At 32.9% G+C, this 17840-nt stretch carries 16 protein-coding genes; 9 read left to right on the top strand and 7 right to left on the bottom strand.

Annotation, left to right across the window (positions count from 1 at the left end; all coding sequences use genetic code 11):
- Positions 1-179: 179 nt before the first annotated feature.
- Both L1276_RS10200 and L1276_RS10195 read right to left on the bottom strand, forming a co-directional pair.
- Complete coding sequence (locus tag L1276_RS10200) at positions 180-812, bottom strand: hypothetical protein (RefSeq protein ID WP_253787417.1); 633 nt, start codon at positions 810-812, stop codon at positions 180-182.
- 9 nt (positions 813-821) lie between these two features.
- Positions 822-1265, bottom strand: a complete 444-nt coding sequence (locus tag L1276_RS10195; RefSeq protein ID WP_253787415.1) for a nucleoside deaminase — start codon at positions 1263-1265, stop codon at positions 822-824.
- A 192-nt stretch (positions 1266-1457) separates the two neighbouring features.
- Between L1276_RS10195 and L1276_RS10190 the strand changes: the two genes are divergently transcribed.
- The 6 genes from L1276_RS10190 (at position 1458) to L1276_RS10165 (ending at position 7828) form a co-directional block, all read left to right on the top strand.
- Positions 1458-2009, top strand: coding sequence for an energy transducer TonB (locus L1276_RS10190; protein ID WP_253787413.1), 552 nt, complete (start codon positions 1458-1460; stop codon positions 2007-2009).
- Complete coding sequence (locus L1276_RS10185) at positions 2009-2944, top strand: energy transducer TonB (RefSeq protein WP_253787411.1); 936 nt, start codon at positions 2009-2011, stop codon at positions 2942-2944. The genes L1276_RS10190 and L1276_RS10185 overlap by 1 nt, the downstream gene beginning before the upstream one ends.
- A 14-nt stretch (positions 2945-2958) precedes the next feature.
- The gene (locus L1276_RS10180; RefSeq protein ID WP_253787409.1) at positions 2959-3876 is read left to right on the top strand and encodes an energy transducer TonB; all 918 of its coding nucleotides are present in this window, start codon (positions 2959-2961) and stop codon (positions 3874-3876) included.
- 447 nt (positions 3877-4323) lie between these two features.
- Positions 4324-4962, top strand: coding sequence for a hypothetical protein (locus L1276_RS10175; RefSeq protein ID WP_253787407.1), 639 nt, complete (start codon positions 4324-4326; stop codon positions 4960-4962).
- A 43-nt stretch (positions 4963-5005) separates the two neighbouring features.
- Complete coding sequence (locus tag L1276_RS10170; protein ID WP_253787405.1) at positions 5006-6793, top strand: 1-deoxy-D-xylulose-5-phosphate synthase; 1788 nt, start codon at positions 5006-5008, stop codon at positions 6791-6793.
- Between the two features lie 33 nt (positions 6794-6826).
- A complete protein-coding gene (locus tag L1276_RS10165) occupies positions 6827-7828 on the top strand; it encodes a DUF3078 domain-containing protein (RefSeq protein ID WP_253787403.1) in 1002 nt (333 codons plus the stop codon).
- A 75-nt stretch (positions 7829-7903) separates the two neighbouring features.
- On the opposite strand, the gene L1276_RS10160 is transcribed toward L1276_RS10165, so the two are convergent.
- The 3 genes from L1276_RS10160 to L1276_RS10150 form a co-directional block, all read right to left on the bottom strand.
- Positions 7904-9250, bottom strand: a complete 1347-nt coding sequence (locus L1276_RS10160) for a deoxyguanosinetriphosphate triphosphohydrolase (protein ID WP_253787401.1) — start codon at positions 9248-9250, stop codon at positions 7904-7906.
- A gap of 159 nt (positions 9251-9409) precedes the next feature.
- The gene (locus L1276_RS10155; RefSeq protein WP_253787400.1) at positions 9410-9778 is read right to left on the bottom strand and encodes a hypothetical protein; all 369 of its coding nucleotides are present in this window, start codon (positions 9776-9778) and stop codon (positions 9410-9412) included.
- Positions 9779-9786: 8 nt separating this feature from the next.
- Positions 9787-10248: an Lrp/AsnC family transcriptional regulator gene (locus L1276_RS10150; protein ID WP_125722151.1), complete on the bottom strand. Its 462-nt coding sequence runs from the start codon at positions 10246-10248 to the stop codon at positions 9787-9789.
- Positions 10249-10405: 157 nt separating this feature from the next.
- On the opposite strand from L1276_RS10150, the gene metE reads away from it, so the two are divergent.
- Positions 10406-12727 carry a 5-methyltetrahydropteroyltriglutamate--homocysteine S-methyltransferase gene (metE, locus tag L1276_RS10145; protein WP_253787398.1) on the top strand — a complete coding sequence of 774 codons (2322 nt, stop codon included), beginning with the start codon at positions 10406-10408 and terminating at the stop codon, positions 12725-12727.
- A gap of 149 nt (positions 12728-12876) precedes the next feature.
- Here metE and L1276_RS10140 read toward each other — a convergent pair whose 3' ends face one another.
- Positions 12877-13467 carry an outer membrane beta-barrel protein gene (locus L1276_RS10140; protein ID WP_253787396.1) on the bottom strand — a complete coding sequence of 197 codons (591 nt, stop codon included), beginning with the start codon at positions 13465-13467 and terminating at the stop codon, positions 12877-12879.
- Positions 13468-13668: 201 nt separating this feature from the next.
- Positions 13669-14253: an outer membrane beta-barrel protein gene (locus L1276_RS10135; RefSeq protein ID WP_253787394.1), complete on the bottom strand. Its 585-nt coding sequence runs from the start codon at positions 14251-14253 to the stop codon at positions 13669-13671.
- Between the two features lie 146 nt (positions 14254-14399).
- On the opposite strand from L1276_RS10135, the gene gldA reads away from it, so the two are divergent.
- Positions 14400-15296, top strand: a complete 897-nt coding sequence (gldA, locus tag L1276_RS10130; protein ID WP_253787392.1) for a gliding motility-associated ABC transporter ATP-binding subunit GldA — start codon at positions 14400-14402, stop codon at positions 15294-15296.
- A 388-nt stretch (positions 15297-15684) separates the two neighbouring features.
- A complete protein-coding gene (locus L1276_RS10125; protein ID WP_253787390.1) occupies positions 15685-17802 on the top strand; it encodes a TonB-dependent receptor domain-containing protein in 2118 nt (705 codons plus the stop codon).
- The last annotated feature ends 38 nt before the right edge of the window (positions 17803-17840 follow it).

Below are 17840 nucleotides of genomic sequence, written 5' to 3'. Positions count from 1 at the left end.
AAGAAATTTCTTTAATTTAAGTTATTTAACTTTTGTTGAAGTGTACAGACTATTGTAGACATGATTAGGAGCTTATTCTCCCTAAAATTCGTAATCCTGCTATATCTTTTCTGCTAAAGAGGTAATAAAAAGGATGCCTCTATCATCTGGACTAAAGCTTTTATTTTTCATACTATTTTTTATAGTTCTTCTCCTAATTTTGACAAGACCTCATCCAGTTCTATAAAATGCTTTTCTGAATTAGCTGCATAAAAAACCTGATTATTACTCATAATAATAATTACGTCATCATCATGGTTTCCATAAAACTTTACTCCTTCAAGCCATTCATTAAATGAAACCCCTTTGTTTGAAAAATTTTGGCTGATCAAATCCAATTCATGCTGTTGTACTTCATAAAATGCATTACTGGGAAATTCTAATGCAAAACCCGCTTGAAGAAAAGCCATTGCAGTAAAAAATTCGGATAAAGTTTCCGTTTCCAGATTCCACTCTTGTTCATCATAACTTATATAAACCGGCAGATTAGTATTTGACAAATTATCTTTATGAATTCCCCAAACGCACGCTTTTTGATTTTCTGAATAAAATACTAAATAATCATCATGCTGAAAATGCTGAAAACGCTCTGGAACAATTAACGAATCCTGAGTGTGATTTAAATTTTCTATTTTACCCAATTCGGCATAATAATCAATGAAAACTTTTGGAAGATATCCAAAAATATCTTTTACAATCTGAATTTCATTTTCGGTAAAACCATTCGGTTCAGTAATGTCAAAAAGCTTTTTTATTATAGAGAAATCCGTCATGCTTTAGTACTATTTACGTCTTTCAAGAAAAAAACGTTTCATAAGATCTGCCGCTTCATTGGCCATTACACCCGAAACAACAGTCGTTTTAGGATGCAGTTTTGTTCCCATATTTAGAAATCCGCGTTGTTCATCGCGTGCACCGAAAACAATTTTAGAAATCTGACTCCAATATAAAGCGCCGGCACACATTTGGCAAGGCTCTAATGTGACATAAAGCGTACAATCTTTTAAATATTTGCCACCCAGAAAATTTGCCGCTGCGGTTATCGACTGCATTTCTGCATGAGCTGTAACGTCATTTAGTAATTCTGTCAAATTATGACTTCTTGCAATTACTTTATCAGCCACGACAATTACAGCACCAACAGGTATTTCGCCTTTTTCATAGGCCATTTCAGCTTCCTGTAGAGCTTTTTTCATGAAATATTCGTCGGTGAAAGGATTTATCATAGTTGCAAAAATAAGATTTTGAAATGATTTCTTTTTAAACATCATTAAAATTAATTGCTTTATAAAAGGGCTTTTTTGAAGAAATTACTAAGAATAATTTCTACATTATTTTTTCTTTAGAAGATCCATAAATGACCTAAAATAAAAATTTGCAATACTTTTTTTCTTACATTTAAATTTAGATATTTGAACATGGAAAGAAATTATAAAATCAGTATTACTAAACCCTGCCATAAAGAATGGAACAAAATAATACCTGATGAAATTCAGCCTTTTTTTATTCAAAACCAATATTATAAAATTTTTTCACTGGTATGGTTTATCGCAATGGGAATTACTTTGTACAGCTGTCAGAATAAAGATGAAAAGAAAACAAAGATTGACAAAATAGAGGTTATTGACGAACCTAAAACTAAAAAACCTATTGATTATGATGCTGTTTTTGAACCCGCAAGTTTAGACATTATGCCTGCTCCAGAAGATGGACTGAAAAATCTCTATAACTTTATTTACAGTAATTATGTCGTTCCAGATGGAGCAGAAGAATATGCAGGAAAAGTTAAGATCTCATTTATTATAGAAAAAGACGGCAGTCTGAGTACTTTCAAAATAAAACGAGATTTTGGATTTGGCACTGGAATGGAAGCAGTTAGAGTATTAAAAAAGAGCCCAAAATGGATTCCCGGAAAACTTAATGGTAAAATTGTACGCACTTCTTATATTTTACCGATTACAATTAAATAATGGAAAGAAAATACAAAATAACGATTCCTGAACCCTGCCATGAAGACTGGAACAAAATGATACCTGATGAAAGAGGTCGTTTCTGTATAAGCTGTTCTAAAACCGTTGTTGATTTTACATCAATGCTTCCTGATGAAATTCAGTATTTTTTTATTCAAAACCAAAATAATAAAATTTGCGGCAGATTTAAAAAATCGCAGTTAAATACGATAACAATTCAAATTCCAAGTCGCATTATTTATTCGCAGACAAGTTATCATAGAATGTTTTTACTGGCTTTATTTATTGCAATGGGAACAACTTTATTTAGCTGTCAGGATAAAAATGGAAATAAACAAAAAATTGATCAAGTTGAAATTATTGAAGATTCTATAAAACAAAAAACTATTGTTAAAAACGTATTGCTAAAGGATAGTTTGAATAAAAAACCTCTTCAACCCCAAAAAAACAAACCATTTGCTCAAATAACATTAGATCTTCCTGAACCCGCCGGAATACAGGTTATAGAAAATAATTATAATGAAGATATCTACATATTAGGCGGAGCAGGTTTGCTTAGTTTTGTTCCAAGTTATCCGGGTGGAATTCAAAAATTTTATGAGGCTATACAAAATAGATTTCAGACACCTGCAAAAGCAAAAAAAAGTATTGGCACAATTGAAGCATCTTTTTCGATTGAAAAAGATGGATCCCTGAATAATATAAAAATCATCGATGATATTGGAGATGGAACTGGAGAAGAGCTTGTAAAAGTTTTAAAAACTACACCTAAATGGATGCCCGGAGAAGAAAATGGCAAAAAAACAACAAACTATTACAATTTATTAATTACGATGCAAAAAGACAGTCTTAATGATAAAAGAAGAAAACGAAAATTTTCAAAAATTACATCTGTCGAAGTCCATGAAGTAGAAAAATTAGATGAAATAAAGTAGTAGATTTACAAGCAATGAACCAAAAATTTAAAATAACGATTTCTACTCCCTGTCAAGAAGACTGGGATAAAATGACTCCTAATAAAAATGGTCGTTTTTGTATGAGCTGCTCTAAAACCGTTATCGATTTTTCGATAATGTCAAACGATGAAATACAACATTTTTTTGGTAAAAATCAGGATAAAAATATTTGTGGAAGATTTAAAAATGAGCAGTTAGATTCTCTGATTATCCAAATTCCGGGTCATATTTTATATACTCAAAATCAATATCATAAAATATTTTTGTTAGCATTATTCATTGTAATGGGTACGACTTTATTTAGCTGTCAGGATAAAGATGGAAACAAGACAAAGATTGACAAAATAGAAGTTGTGCATGACTCTATAAAAATGGCGGTTAATAAAGATACTTTTAAGACAAATACAGATAAAAAACCAATTTATCCCAAATATGAGGAAACGATATATGGGGAACCTGACCCGATTAGCGGGAACTATGTAGAAAATCCAATAAATTACACTGCAGGAGGAATTGGAGTTTATGAATTACCTCCAAAAAGCCTCGCTCACCCTGCTGATGGAGTTTTGGATTTTTATAACTGTATTAAAGATGAATTTGTAATGCCTAGAAAAGCAAGGAAAACTACGGGAGAAATTTTAGCCAGCTTTTCAATTGAAAAAGATGGCACTTTTGAAAATATTAAAATTTTAAGTGATATTGGAAATGAAACCGGAGATGAATTAACTCGTGTATTAGAAAATTCTCCAAAATGGGTTCCTGCTGATATTGATGGAGAAAAAATCACTGCTTACTATAAATTATCGGTTACCATACAAAAAGATAGTCTTAACGAGAAAAGAAGAAAAAGAAAATTCTCAAAAATAACTTCTTTTGAAATTCAGGAAATACAAAATCCAAACGAAATATAATAGATTTCAAAACAATGGAACAAAATTTTAAAATAACAATACCGAAACCCTGTAATGAAGACTAGAATCAGATGGTGCCAACTGAAAATGGCCGTTTCTGTATAATTTGTTCTAAAACTGTTGTTGATTTTACTTCGATGCTTCCTGATGAAATACAGCATTTTTTTATTCAAAATCAAAATAAGGGAATTTGCGGAAGGTTTAAAAATTAGAAATTAGAAACAATTACACTGTTCCAAAAACAGAAGAAGGCTTTAAAGGCAGATGTTTTATTATATTTGTTATCGAAAAAGATGGCAGTCTGAGTAATTACAATATCGTAAAAAATACGCCTGAAGAAATAGGGTAAGAAGCCATTAGAGTTTTAAAAACAGCTCCAAATTGGATTTCTGGAAAACTAAAAAACCAAGTTGTTAGGTCAACTTATCTTTTGCCGATTAAAATTAAATGAACAATAAAATCTTTTTAATTGTATTGTCTGTTTCTTTGGGAACAACTTTGTTCAGTTGTCAAAACAAAGATGAAAAAGAACAAAAAATTGAAGACACACAAGCTGTTTCAAATCCTGTTGTTATAAAGTCAGTTGTTGTAGACGAAACCCAAGAGAATAAAGATAGTTCCGTAAAAATTGTAACACCTCCAGTATCTTCACAAAAAGTTGATGTTGCTAAATTTTCAAAAACAAATGAAAACAACGAGCTAAAATCAAATACATTATTATCGACAAAAACAGAGAAAACAAACGCTTCTTCAAAAAAAGAAATTAAGGAAACTGCCTTAAATGCTCCAACTCAAATTAATGCAGAATTTCCCGGCGGTATTGACCAATTCTATACTTTTTTCGGGAAAGAGTTTAAAAAACCTGAAAGCGTTAATTATTGGAAACTCAATTTAAAATTGGCATTTGCAGTAGAAAAAAACGGTTCTGTATCGTTTCTTGAATGTTCTCCCGCGATAGAAGAGCCTCTGGAAAAAGAAATTATCAGAGTTTTAAATTCATGTCCGAAATGGCAGCCAGGCGAATCAAACGGAAAAAAAATAAGGATGCAGTATTCCCTGCCTATTTTCCTGCATAATACGCAGTAATAAAAATTAAATTTAAAACCGTAAATTTGCTTTTTACCTTACAATGAAAAGCAATTTACTTTCAAACATATACAATCCTTCTGATTTACGCCTCCTAAAAGAACAACAGCTTACTCAGGTTGCTCAGGAACTGCGTCAGTTTATTATTGATGTTGTTTCGGTTAAAGAAGGACATTTGGGCGCAAGTCTGGGTGTAATTGAATTGACAATTGCACTGCATTATGTTTTTAATACTCCCAAAGATTTATTGGTTTGGGATGTTGGACATCAGGCTTACGGTCATAAAATCTTAACTGAAAGAAGGGAAATTTTTCATACGAACAGACAAATTGAAGGAATTTCCGGTTTCCCGAAAAGAACCGAAAGTGTGTATGATACTTTTGGTGTGGGGCACTCTTCTACTTCTATTTCTGCGGTACTCGGAATGGCGATTGCTTCTAAACTAAAAGGCGATTTAGACAAACAACATATAGCCGTAATTGGCGATGCTTCTATTGCAAGCGGAATGGCTTTTGAAGGTTTAAACCACGCCGGAGTTACCGATGCTAATATTTTAGTTATTTTAAATGATAACGCTATTGGAATTGATCCAAGTGTTGGTGCATTAAAAAAATACCTAACAGCGGTTAAAAACGGAAAAAACCCGAAGCAGAATAACATTATAAAGTCTCTGAATTTTGATTATTCAGGACCAATCGACGGACATGATTTTCCAACTTTAATCAAAGAATTAAACCGATTAAAAAATATAAAAGGTCCAAAATTTCTGCATATTGTAACTACCAAAGGAAAAGGCCTGCAACAGGCTGAAGAAAATCAGGTAAAATATCATGCACCTGGAAAATTTGACGCTTCAACCGGAGAAATTCATTTAAAATCTGAAGAAAATCTTCCTCCCAAATATCAGGATGTTTTTGGCTTAACCATTTTAGATTTAGCCAGAAAAAACGAAAAAATAATCGGAATTACACCCGCAATGCCATCTGGAAGTTCATTAAAATTTATGATGGATGAATTCCCGGATCGTGCTTTTGATGTAGGAATCGCTGAACAACATGCCGTTACACTTGCTGCCGGAATGGCAACTCAGGGAATGGTGGTATTTTGCAATATTTATTCTACTTTTTTACAGCGTGCTTACGATCAGGTTATTCATGATGTGGCACTGCAGAATTTACCAGTCATTTTTTGTTTAGACAGAGCTGGTTTAGTGGGCGAAGACGGTGCAACGCATCACGGTGTTTTTGACATTTCGTATCTGCGTTCGATTCCAAACATGATTATTTATGCGCCGATTAATGAAATTGCACTCCAAAATATTTTATACACTGCTCAATTAGGTCTGAATAATCCTATCGCAATTCGATATCCAAGAGGGCGCGGTGTAGTGCCAAATTGGGAAGTAGAAAATTTCGGACATTATAAAAAAGTTAAAATTGGCGAAGGAAAGTGTCTAAAAAGCGGTACAACAACGGCTGTTTTATCTACCGGAACAATTGGAAACAATGTCATCCAGGCTTTAGCAGAATGCTCCAATCCAGATTCTATTGCCCATTATGACTTTCCATTCATTAAACCACTAGATACCAATTTATTAAACACTATCTTCTCTGTTTTTGAGAACATAATTACAATAGAAGATGGTGTAAAAAATGGTGGTTTTGGAAGCACTGTTTTAGAGTTTGCCGCTGCGAATAATTTCAAAAATAATATCAACATTTTAGGTATTCCTGATGTGTTTATTGAGCACGGAACCGTACTGCAACTACAACAATTGTGCAAAATTGACGTTAAAAGTTTAATAAATCTTTTTTCTAACGGCACAAAATAATTATTTTGCGGCACCTAAAAAAAACTAAAATCAATGAATCTATTACGTTTCACCTTCTTGCTTTTGTTGCTTTTGTGTACGTCAAAGAATTTTGCACAAATTATACAAACAACACTAGATCCTAATCAAGTACCTAAACTTCCTTCTAACTGGACTAAAAAAAATCAACTGGGTTTTGATATTTCCGAAATCGCATTTGTGAACTGGAGTGCCGGGGGTACAAGTTCTATTTCAGGTTTATTTAAAGGTGAATTTGGACGAACTTATATAAAGGGAAATCATAAATGGTTCAACGAGATGATTGTAAAATATGGTTTGAATAAACAAGATGGTACAGAACTTAGAAAAACAGATGATGCACTTTTAGTCAATTCAACTTACGGTTTTAGAAAAGATACTCTTTCAAACTGGTACTATTCGGCTAAATTTAACTTCAACACACAATTTACTGACGGTTACAATTATCCAAACCGAGATATTGCGATATCTAAACCTTTTGCTCCTGCGTATGTGTTTTTAGGAGCCGGAGCTGAAAATTCTAACAAAAAGAAAAACAGAACTTTTTACTTCTCGCCTATCACATTAAAGACTACGTTGGTTTTAGATCAAACTTTAGCAAATCAAGGATCTTTTGGGGTTAAAAAAGCTGTTTATGCTACAGATCCTTTAGATCCTAATACTAAAATATTGATTGAAGAAGGACAGAAAGTAAAGGCGGAATTTGGTATTCTGTTAACGGGGTATATGAAAAATGAAATCTACAAAAATGTTTTTTACGAAAACCGATTAACTTTATATACTGATTATTTAAATAAATTTGGTAACGTAGATATCGATTATGATACTCGTTTAGATCTTGTTGTTAATGCATATGTAAAAGCCAATATTGGTATTCATTTAGTATATGATGATGACATTAAAACTAAAAAAGATGTAGTTGACCCTGCAACAGGATCAACATCTCAGGTTAATGACGGACCAAGAATGCAGTTAAGACAAGTTTTAGGAGTTGGTTTAGTTTATGCTTTTCAATAATAAATAACTCTTGCTTTATAAATAAACAGCCGATAAGAAATTTATCTTATCGGCTGTTTATTTATAAGGAGAATATTAATTCTTTTTTCTTCCCTGAATCATTTCGTATAATTCTAAAGCATTTCCATCAGTTAAAAGTGAAACGTAATGACAAATATGAAGCAGACGTTCATATAAATTACCTTTCTCTAAATGATGTTTTTCCGGAAGCATTTTTAAAATCAATTTATCGTAATTTGAAGCTGTTCCTTCGTATTTGTTATTGAATGCCGTGATAAACTTATCCAGCAAAGTCTGAATGATTTGATATCCTACAATTTCTTTTTCTATAACTTCACGGCTTTGATAGATTTTTTCTACACTCAGTTTGATAATATCATCCATTTGTGCTTTGTACTTACTTTTTTCAGTTAAAGCAAAAGGGAAATTTCCGGCTAGAATTGCTTCTTCATTTTCAATAAAAACTTCTACCGCATCACTAATTAAAGCTCCAATTGCCAAGGCACGCAAATAACTAATTCGGTCTTCTTTGGTTTCCAGCAAATTGTATTTCTCAATTCCAATATTGTCTTTCACCAATTTAATTAAATATTCTAAAGCATAATCTTCAGAAACCAAACCAAGATTTATTCCGTCTTCAAAATCGATAATGGTGTAGCAAATATCATCTGCAGCTTCAACTAAATAAGCCAAAGGATGTCTTTCATAACCAATATCTCCTTCTTCTTTATTACCAATTAATCCCATATCATCGGCCACTTCTTCAAAGAATGCTTTATCCGTCTGGAAGAAACCGTATTTTTTATCTGCAATATTGTTGGTTGGCTTTTTTGGGAGACTTTCTTTTGGGTATTTCATAAAAGCACCTAAAGTAGCATACGAAATTCTAAGTCCGCCTTCAATTCCCGGACGGCTTGCCGTTAATACTGAAAATCCATTGGCGTTTCCTTCAAAATCAATTAAATCCTGCCATTGTTTTGCTGTAAGCTTATCTTTGTATTTCAATCCTTTTCCGCTCGAGAAATACTCTCCAATTGCTTTTTCGCCAGAATGTCCAAAAGGCGGATTTCCAATGTCGTGTGCCAAAGATGCAGCCGCTACAATTGCGCCAAAATCATTCATATGATATCCATGAACTTCTTTTAAATAAGGATATTTTTCGATGATTTTTTTACCAACCAAACGCCCTAAAGATCGTCCTACAACCGAAACTTCTAAACTATGCGTTAATCTGGTATGTACGAAATCTGTTTTTGAAAGTGGAATTACCTGGGTTTTATCTTGTAAAGAACGAAATGCAGCCGAAAATATAATTCGGTCATAATCAACCTCAAAACCTAATCGTGTATCATCTTGTTCTGCACGTAATCTTTTGATTGTATCTCCTTGACGTTTTAATGATAAAAGTTGTTCCCAGTTCATTTGTATTTTAGATTGTAGATTAACGATTTTAGATTGGTGATCTAAAAGTTCAAAAATACATTTTATTTTAGGATTTTATTCAAACAAAATAGACTAATCCCTGTATAATTAAAAGATAAAGCTTTGTGCAGTCCAATTATTATTTTAAAACACAATGTTTTATTTAAGGATTACATTTTTAAAATATTTACTAAAAACAGTAAATGCCTCTGCTTTACTTTCTGCTGTTGGCGCAGGAGTATCTTTAAGCAAATAATTCATTTTAAGCAATTCCCATTTTTGAGACCCAAGCGGATGAAAAGGAATTATTTCTATACGTTCAACTGTCTTATAATTGGCAAAATATTGTCCCCATTCTTCCAGATATTCAGGCTGATCTGTCCAGCCGGGAACTAAAACATAACGCAGCCACATTGGTTTTCCGGTAGATTCTCTATACGCTGCAACCTCTAAAGTATTTTTATTGGTTAATCCCGTTAATTGATGGTGCATTTCGTCGTTGATGTGTTTTACATCGATTAACCCCAAATTAAACGCTAAAACTCTAAGGCTGTGCTGTGTTTAATTTCTCCCATTACAAAAATACTATTTGTATTTCCGATGTTTTCAATGGTCGACAATTTGTTCATTACAAAATCCTGATACCGCTCCATATCCTGAACTAAAATCTTCAGCATAAAATCATAATCGCCTGCAATATTATAACATTCTATAATTTCCGGAAGCGCTACAATATCTTTTACAAAATTGCTCCCCACGTTTTTGGCGTGTTCTTTTAAACGCACATTACAAAAAACAGTCATGCCTCGATTCATTTTTTTCTTATCCAAAAGCGCTACATATTTTGTAATGTAACCGTCTCTTTCTAATCTTTTTATACGCTCATAAACAGGCGTTACAGTCAAAAATAATTTACTGGCAAGGTCTTTTGTGTTGATATTTGAGTTCTCCTGAAGGTGTTTCAGGATGAGTAAATCAGTTTTATCAAGATTTTCCATAGTTTTTTTTATGGTTAAAGGTTCATTTAAAATAATTTTACAGTAATAAAATCTTAAAAATAATAATTTAAAAACACATTTTACTGAAATAAACCCCAAATATAAGTTATAAAATCTAATACAATAAATTTGTTCAGTAAAAAAAACTGAAACAAAAATGAAAACAAATAATTTAGGTTATCCAAGAATCGGGAGCAACAGAGAATTAAAAAAAGCCTGTGAATTGTACTGGTCAGGAAAAATTTCTGCAGATGAACTTATTGATGCAGGAAAAGAAATCCGAATTAAAAACTGGCATTTACAATCTGAATCGGGAGTTGATTTAATTCCGTCTAATGATTTTTCTTTTTATGATCAGGTTTTGGATTTGACTTTGACTGTTGGAGCAATCCCGGAACGTTATCATGAATTAGCTAAAACAAATTCGTCTCTGGATTTGTATTTTGCCATGGCAAGAGGTGCGCAAAAAGACGGTCAGGATGTTGTAGCAATGGAAATGACAAAATGGTTCGACACGAACTATCATTATATTGTTCCTGAATTTACTAAGAACCAAAAATTTGAATTGTTTTCAGAAAAAGTAATCAATGAGTTTAAAGAAGCAAATGCATTAGGAGTTGCTACAAAACCAGTTTTAATTGGGCCAATCTCCTATTTGCTTTTAGGAAAAGAAAAAGAAGAAGGTTTTAACCGAATTGATCTTATTGATGCTTTACTTCCTGTTTACTTCGAAATTTTCGAAAAACTGCAAGCAGAAAACGCCGAATATATTCAGCTTGATGAACCTTTCCTTGCTTTAAATTTAACCGATAAAGAAAGAAAAACGTTTACACAAGTTTATAATGAAATCCACATTCGTTTTCCAAAACTTAAAATCATTCTGGCAAATTATTTTGATTGTTTTGGTGAAAATCTGGAAACGGCTTTGGCTTTACCGGTTGATACTTTCCATTTAGACTTAGTGCGTTGTCCGCTTCAGTTAGATGATATTTTAGAGTCTGGAAAACTAGCTTCAAACGTAAATCTTTCTCTTGGAGTTGTTGACGGAAGAAATATCTGGAAAAACGATTTCAAAAAATCTTTGGAATTAATCAAAAAAGCAGCTGATGTTATAGGAGAAAATAGAATTCTTGTTGCTCCTTCTTGTTCTTTAATTCACAGTCCGTGTGATTTAGATTTAGAAACAAACGACCAGACTTTAACTCCTGAAATTAAGCAATGGTTAGCTTTCGCAAAACAAAAAATTAACGAAATTGTATTATTAAAACAATTCGCTTCAAACGAAGTAGATGTTAAAAATTCTGTTGATTACGAAAGAAATGTAATTGCAAACGACAACCGAAAAACTTCAAAATTAATTCATAATAATGAAGTTAAAGCGCGTGTTGCCGGAATTACAGCTGCCGATGATAAACGTAAAAGTGCTTTTGCCACAAGAAGAAAAAGCCAGATTGAAGCTTTAAATCTGCCATTATTCCCAACCACTACAATTGGCTCTTTTCCGCAGACAGCCGAAGTAAGAAGCTGGAGAGCAAAATTCAAAAAAGGAGAATTAACCACAGAACAATACAACGATTTAATAGAAAAAGAAACCGAAGCTGCAATTCGTTTTCAAGAAGAAACCGGAATTGATGTTTTGGTTCACGGAGAATTCGAGCGCAACGATATGGTAGAATATTTTGGAGAACAATTAGCTGGATTTGCATTTACAAAAAATGGATGGGTTCAGAGTTATGGAAGCCGCTGCGTGAAACCTCCGGTTATTTATGGAGACGTTTCAAGACCAACTCCAATGACGGTAAAATGGTCAAAATATGCACAGTCTCTAACGCCAAAATGGGTAAAAGGAATGCTTACAGGCCCTGTAACAATCCTACAATGGTCGTTTGTACGTAACGATCAGCCTCGTTCTGAAACTTGTACACAAATCGCATTGGCAATTCGCGATGAAGTTGTGGATTTAGAAGAAGCTGGAATCAAAATCATCCAAATCGATGAACCAGCAATTCGTGAAGGTTTACCTTTAAGAAAAGAAGAATGGGCAAATTATTTAGACTGGGCTGTAAAAGCTTTCAGAATTTCGGCAAGCGGTGTAAATGACGATACACAAATTCACACCCATATGTGTTACAGTGAGTTCAACGACATTATTCAAAATATTGCCGATATGGATGCTGACGTTATCACGATTGAATGTTCTCGTTCGCAAATGGAGCTTTTAGATGCGTTTGCTAACTTTAAATATCCAAACGAGATTGGTCCTGGAGTTTACGATATTCACTCTCCGCGTGTACCTTCGAGTACAGAAATGGTTCGTTTATTAGAGAAAGCTTCGGCTGTAATTCCGGTTGACCAGCTTTGGGTAAATCCGGATTGCGGTCTAAAAACCCGTCATTGGGACGAAACTAAAAAAGCCTTAATTGAAATGGTTGCCGCAGCTCAGGAAATGAGAACGGCCGTAGAAAATCCTGTTACTTAATAGTTTTTACCTGGAATATATTTTTGTTTTTTATGCCAGCTAGTGAGACCGAATTTAGTTATGATTCGTTTCGGTTTCACTTTTGCCGGCATTGTTTTTAGAAGCAGAAGAATTTTGTTTTTTTATAAGATCTTAAATAAAATCTAAAATTAAAAGTTTTTAGAAATACCGACAGAAAATGCCTGTCCAAAATTAAATTCAAATGCTTTTGTTTTAAAACTACTGCCAGAAGCCGTATCATTATTTAAAACGCTATAATTTAATCCGCCGATATTAAAATTCAAACCAAAACCTTTTGAAATATCAATATACACCGCCGGTGTTAAACTTGTATAAAATCCATCGCTGTCATTATAATATTGACCTGTTGCAATTGTATTTGTTTCTTTTCTATTTCGATAACCAATACCAAGATCTGCATACGCAGAAAAAATAGTATTTAACGGTTTCGAGTAACGCAAAAATCCTCCAAATCCATATACTCTATCTTTGTATTGGCTTCCTTCAAAGGAGTTTTGCTTTATGTTTACCAAATTACCTTCAATACCTGCTGTCCAGTTTTCGTGAAACTGATACCCTATTTTTGGCTGTAAAGCAAAAACGTTATATTTATTTTCTAAATTCGAATCTGAATTCTTTTGAGAATTGTATGTAACACTTCCCATAACTAAAACAGAGCCTTTTTGGGCATTTGCATAACTACACAAAGCCACTGCAAGAATAAGTAACATTTTTTTCATAATTATTTCGTATTTAAATTTATCCTTGTTTCACAACAACGATGCCGCCATTTTTAGCCATTCTAAACAATTATTAATAACAAATTAATTATCAATAATTTAATAAAAATAATACAAAGAAAATTTAACATTAATTCCTACAAAACATAAAAAAAGCACCCCGATTGGAGTGCTTTCTGAAATTGAATATATAATTTAAGATTAGAAGTTTTTAGAAATTCCAATGTTAAATGTTTGTCCAAAGTTGAAGTAAAATTTGCTGTAATCAGCTCCATTGTTATCAAAACTTAGAGTTTCGTATCCTAAACCACCAATGCTGAAGTTTAAACCAAAACCTTTTTGCATGTTAATGAAAAGAGCTGGAGTAACACCTACATACATACCGTCTCCTTTGTATTTTGCGTAAGCATTTCCTGGACCGTAAACTTTGTCTTTTTGAGTTTGAAAACCTGCACCCATATCAGCAAAAACTGCAAAAGTTTGGCTTAATGGCACAGAATAACGAACAAATGCTCCTAATTTGAAGTTGTTGTTTTTTTCTTCGATACCACCTGTAGTTTCGTCGTTAGATGAACTTACTGCAAATTCTCCCCCTACTGTCCAGTTATCATGAAATTGGTAACCAACTTTTGGAGAAAAAGTAAATGTGCTTGTTTTGTCTTCGCTGAATCTATATTCAGATTTTTCAGAAGTATAACCGATGTTTCCACCAACTAAGATTGTTCCTTTTTGTGCATTTGCAAAGCTAAAAACAGCTAATGCAAGAATAAGTAGCATTTTTTTCATAATAGAATTTATTTTAATTTTAGCATTCCTTTAACAATAACGATGCCGTCAATACTGGGCTGCTTATTTTTTTTATAATTACTTTAAGAGACAAATTTTTAGCAATCGAAACTATTTCTGTTTACTTTTGTAACAAATAAAAAGTCATGTCGATAGAAGTAAACAGTATATCAAAAAGTTACGGAGAGCAAAAAGCTTTAAATGAAATTTCGTTTAAAATTGAGAAAGGAGAAATCGTAGGATTTCTTGGACCAAACGGAGCCGGAAAATCTACATTAATGAAAATTTTGACCACGTATTTACTTGCCGATAGTGGCTCAGCCCTTGTAAATAGCCACGATGTCATGACAAACGCAAAAGCAGTACAGCAATCTATTGGGTACTTACCAGAGCACAATCCGCTATATTTGGATTTGTATGTTCGTGAGTATTTGGCTTTTAATGCCGATGTTTATAAGGTGCCAAAGTCAAGAATTGAAGAGGTAATCCAACTGACAGGACTGACACCGGAGAGCCATAAAAAGATCGGTCAGCTCTCAAAAGGATACCGTCAGCGTGTGGGACTTGCCAATGCATTATTACACAATCCTGATGTTTTGATTTTGGATGAACCAACTACAGGTCTGGATCCGAATCAGTTAATGGAAATTCGAAACGTAATCAAAAATATTGGAAAAAATAAAACCATTTTTCTTTCAACACATATTATGCAGGAAGTCGAAGCAATATGCGACCGTGTCATAATTATTGACAAAGGACAAATTGTTGCCGATAACAAATTAAATCATTTAGTTGCTGCAAATAAAGAGCAAGTTATTGAAGTAGAGTTTGATTATCAGGTAGAAGAACAGCTTTTAGCAAAGCTTAAAAACATTTCTTCATACAAAAACACGCATGACATGACTTGGGAATTAACTTTTGTTACTGACAAAGACATGAGGCCAGCTATTTTTGACTTTGCTAATGAAAATGGATTAAAGACATTACAATTAAATCAGAAAAATAAAAACCTGGAAGCTGTATTTAGAGAAATTACTAAATAGTTTTTTTAGTTACGATTTCAGTTTACAGTTTTAGTTTACATAAACCAATTTATTCCCTGGAATAAATTGGTTTTCTTTTTTAAAATTCTTATTTCTCTTAATAATTCCCTTTTCTTTTCAAAACATTATTAATTCGTAATCAACGAATTGAGATTCTTTTAAGCTTTTTTAACTATTTTTATTTAGACTTGTTATAAATAGTGTTATATTTGCGAACACAAATCCAATAATACAAAGCAATGTTATCCTTAATCCATCATATAAAAATGTTCTTCTGCTCAATTTTAAATCAAACCGAGAACTTTCAAAAAAAGCTTTCTGATAAAATTGAACAAATCGTTTTACAATAAAATCAAGCCTGTTTACAAATTAAAAGCCCAAAAACGACATGAAGAATATTTTAACCTCAATTATGCTGGCATTTTCAGTATACTCCTATTCGCAGACAGAACAGGAAAATGACAGCATAGTTGAAACCTCAATTAATGTTTTAGATGAAATTGTAATTACAAAAAAGAAAGTTTTATATACTCAAAAATCGGATCGATTGGTTTTTAATGTTGAAAACAGTATAGTTTCTGAAGGCGGAACCGCATTAGACGTTTTATCGCGTGCGCCCGGCGTTGTGGTTTCTCAGGACGGTGATTTATCTATTCGAGGTCAGCAGGGAGTTGCCGTAATGATAAATGGTAAACTAACACAGCTTTCGCAGAAAGAATTAGCCAATTATTTAAAATCAACCACTTCTTCTAATATTAAACAAATAGAAGTAATTACCAATCCATCTTCTAAATATGATGCTGCCGGAAAAGCCGGTATCATCAACATTATTCTAAAAAAACCGAGTGATTCAGGATTAAAAGGAACGGTATTCAGCAGTTACGGAAGAGGTCGAAAAAACAGAACCAATTCTGGTGTTAACTTAAGTTACAACAAAAATAAACTGGGTCTTTTTGGGAATTACAGCTATACTTTCAGGGGCGAAGAAGAACGTAAAGAATTTAATCAGACGCAATATACGGACGCAACGCGCCAACAGATTTCAACTAAAAATCATCAGACTTCAATTACTGATGAACCTTTGACATCAAACAATTTTAAAGTTGGAGCGCAGTATGAAATTTCCCCAAAAACAAATATCGAAGCTTATGTCGATGCCAAAATTGGGCGTTACCAAAATATGGCCAATGGTACAAACAAGGTATTAAACACCATGAATCAGCCTCAATTCGATGCTTTAACATATAATGACAGTAAAGAAAAATGGTTCGATTATACGTATGCTTTTTCCGGACTTCATAAATTTAATACCGAAGGAAAAAATATGGCTTTTGATTTTGAATACGAAACTTCAAAATTCAGATCAAACCAGTTTCAAAGTGCAAATGACCTTTCAAACACGACTATTGTTAATGACAGAAGAGGTTATATTCCGTCACAATTAAGAGTTTTTACAGGAAAAGTCGATTTTACTAATCCTTTAAAAGAAAAACAATCTATTGAATGGGGTTTTAAAGCCAGCATAAAAAACAACGACAATCCATCGGTTTACGAATATTTAGATAATAGTCAATGGGTTATAGATGCCAATTCTACGAATCATTTTGAATACAAAGAACAAATTTATGCGGCTTACGCCAATTATAAATACCGCGTTGGCGATTTAAGCATTCAAGGCGGCTTACGATCTGAATATACAGCGATTGACATTTTACAAAAAACTTTAAACGAAGAACATCAAGACGATTATTTAAAATGGTTCCCAAGTCTTTCTTTAAAATATGAATTTACGAGTAATCATTCTGTTCATACCTCATACAGTAAAAGAATAAACAGACCAAGTCAGTTTGATTTGAATCCGTTCCGTTTTTATGACGACCCGTTTAACTATTCTCAGGGGAATCCAAATTTAGTTCCTGAAATTACGCACACGGCAGAAATTGGATATGCATGGAAAAGTGCTTTTATGGCGTCATTGTATTTTAACACCACAAAAGATGTTTTTACAGAAGTTTACAACTATAATACTGACACTAATATAACGGTAACAACTCAGATCAATTTATCGAAATCGTATAATTACGGTGTGAACATTACACACTCTGCCGAACTTACAAAATATTGGTCTGTAAATACGCTTTTTAATATTTTCGAAAATAGGTTTATGGGCAACGTTCTTAACTCTTCGACAATTGACCCAATTGTTACTTTTAATATGAGTGTTCAGAATTCGTTTACAATAACCGAAACCTTAAAAGCGGAAGCGAATGCTCAATATCAGTCAAAATCGAATTTGGGAGTTTACGAACGTGACGGCTTTTTTGATCTGAGCATTGGAGTTTCAAAACAGGTTTTAGCCGGTAAAGGAAGCTTTAAACTAAATTTTACAGATGTTGTTAATACAAATAACTTTTACATCAACTCAGCCGTTGGACAGACTGCAATCAATAAACGATACGATCTTGATAATCGTATTGCTACATTAGCCTTTACATACAGAATATAAATTCATCCCTTGAAACTTGTTTTTTTGTTTTTTATTTT

This window comes from Flavobacterium sp. HSC-32F16, assembly GCF_024171645.1.
GTDB lineage: Bacteria > Bacteroidota > Bacteroidia > Flavobacteriales > Flavobacteriaceae > Flavobacterium.
The sequence above is the reverse complement of the archived record's forward strand: the minus strand, read 5'-3'. Positions and strand labels throughout refer to the sequence as shown.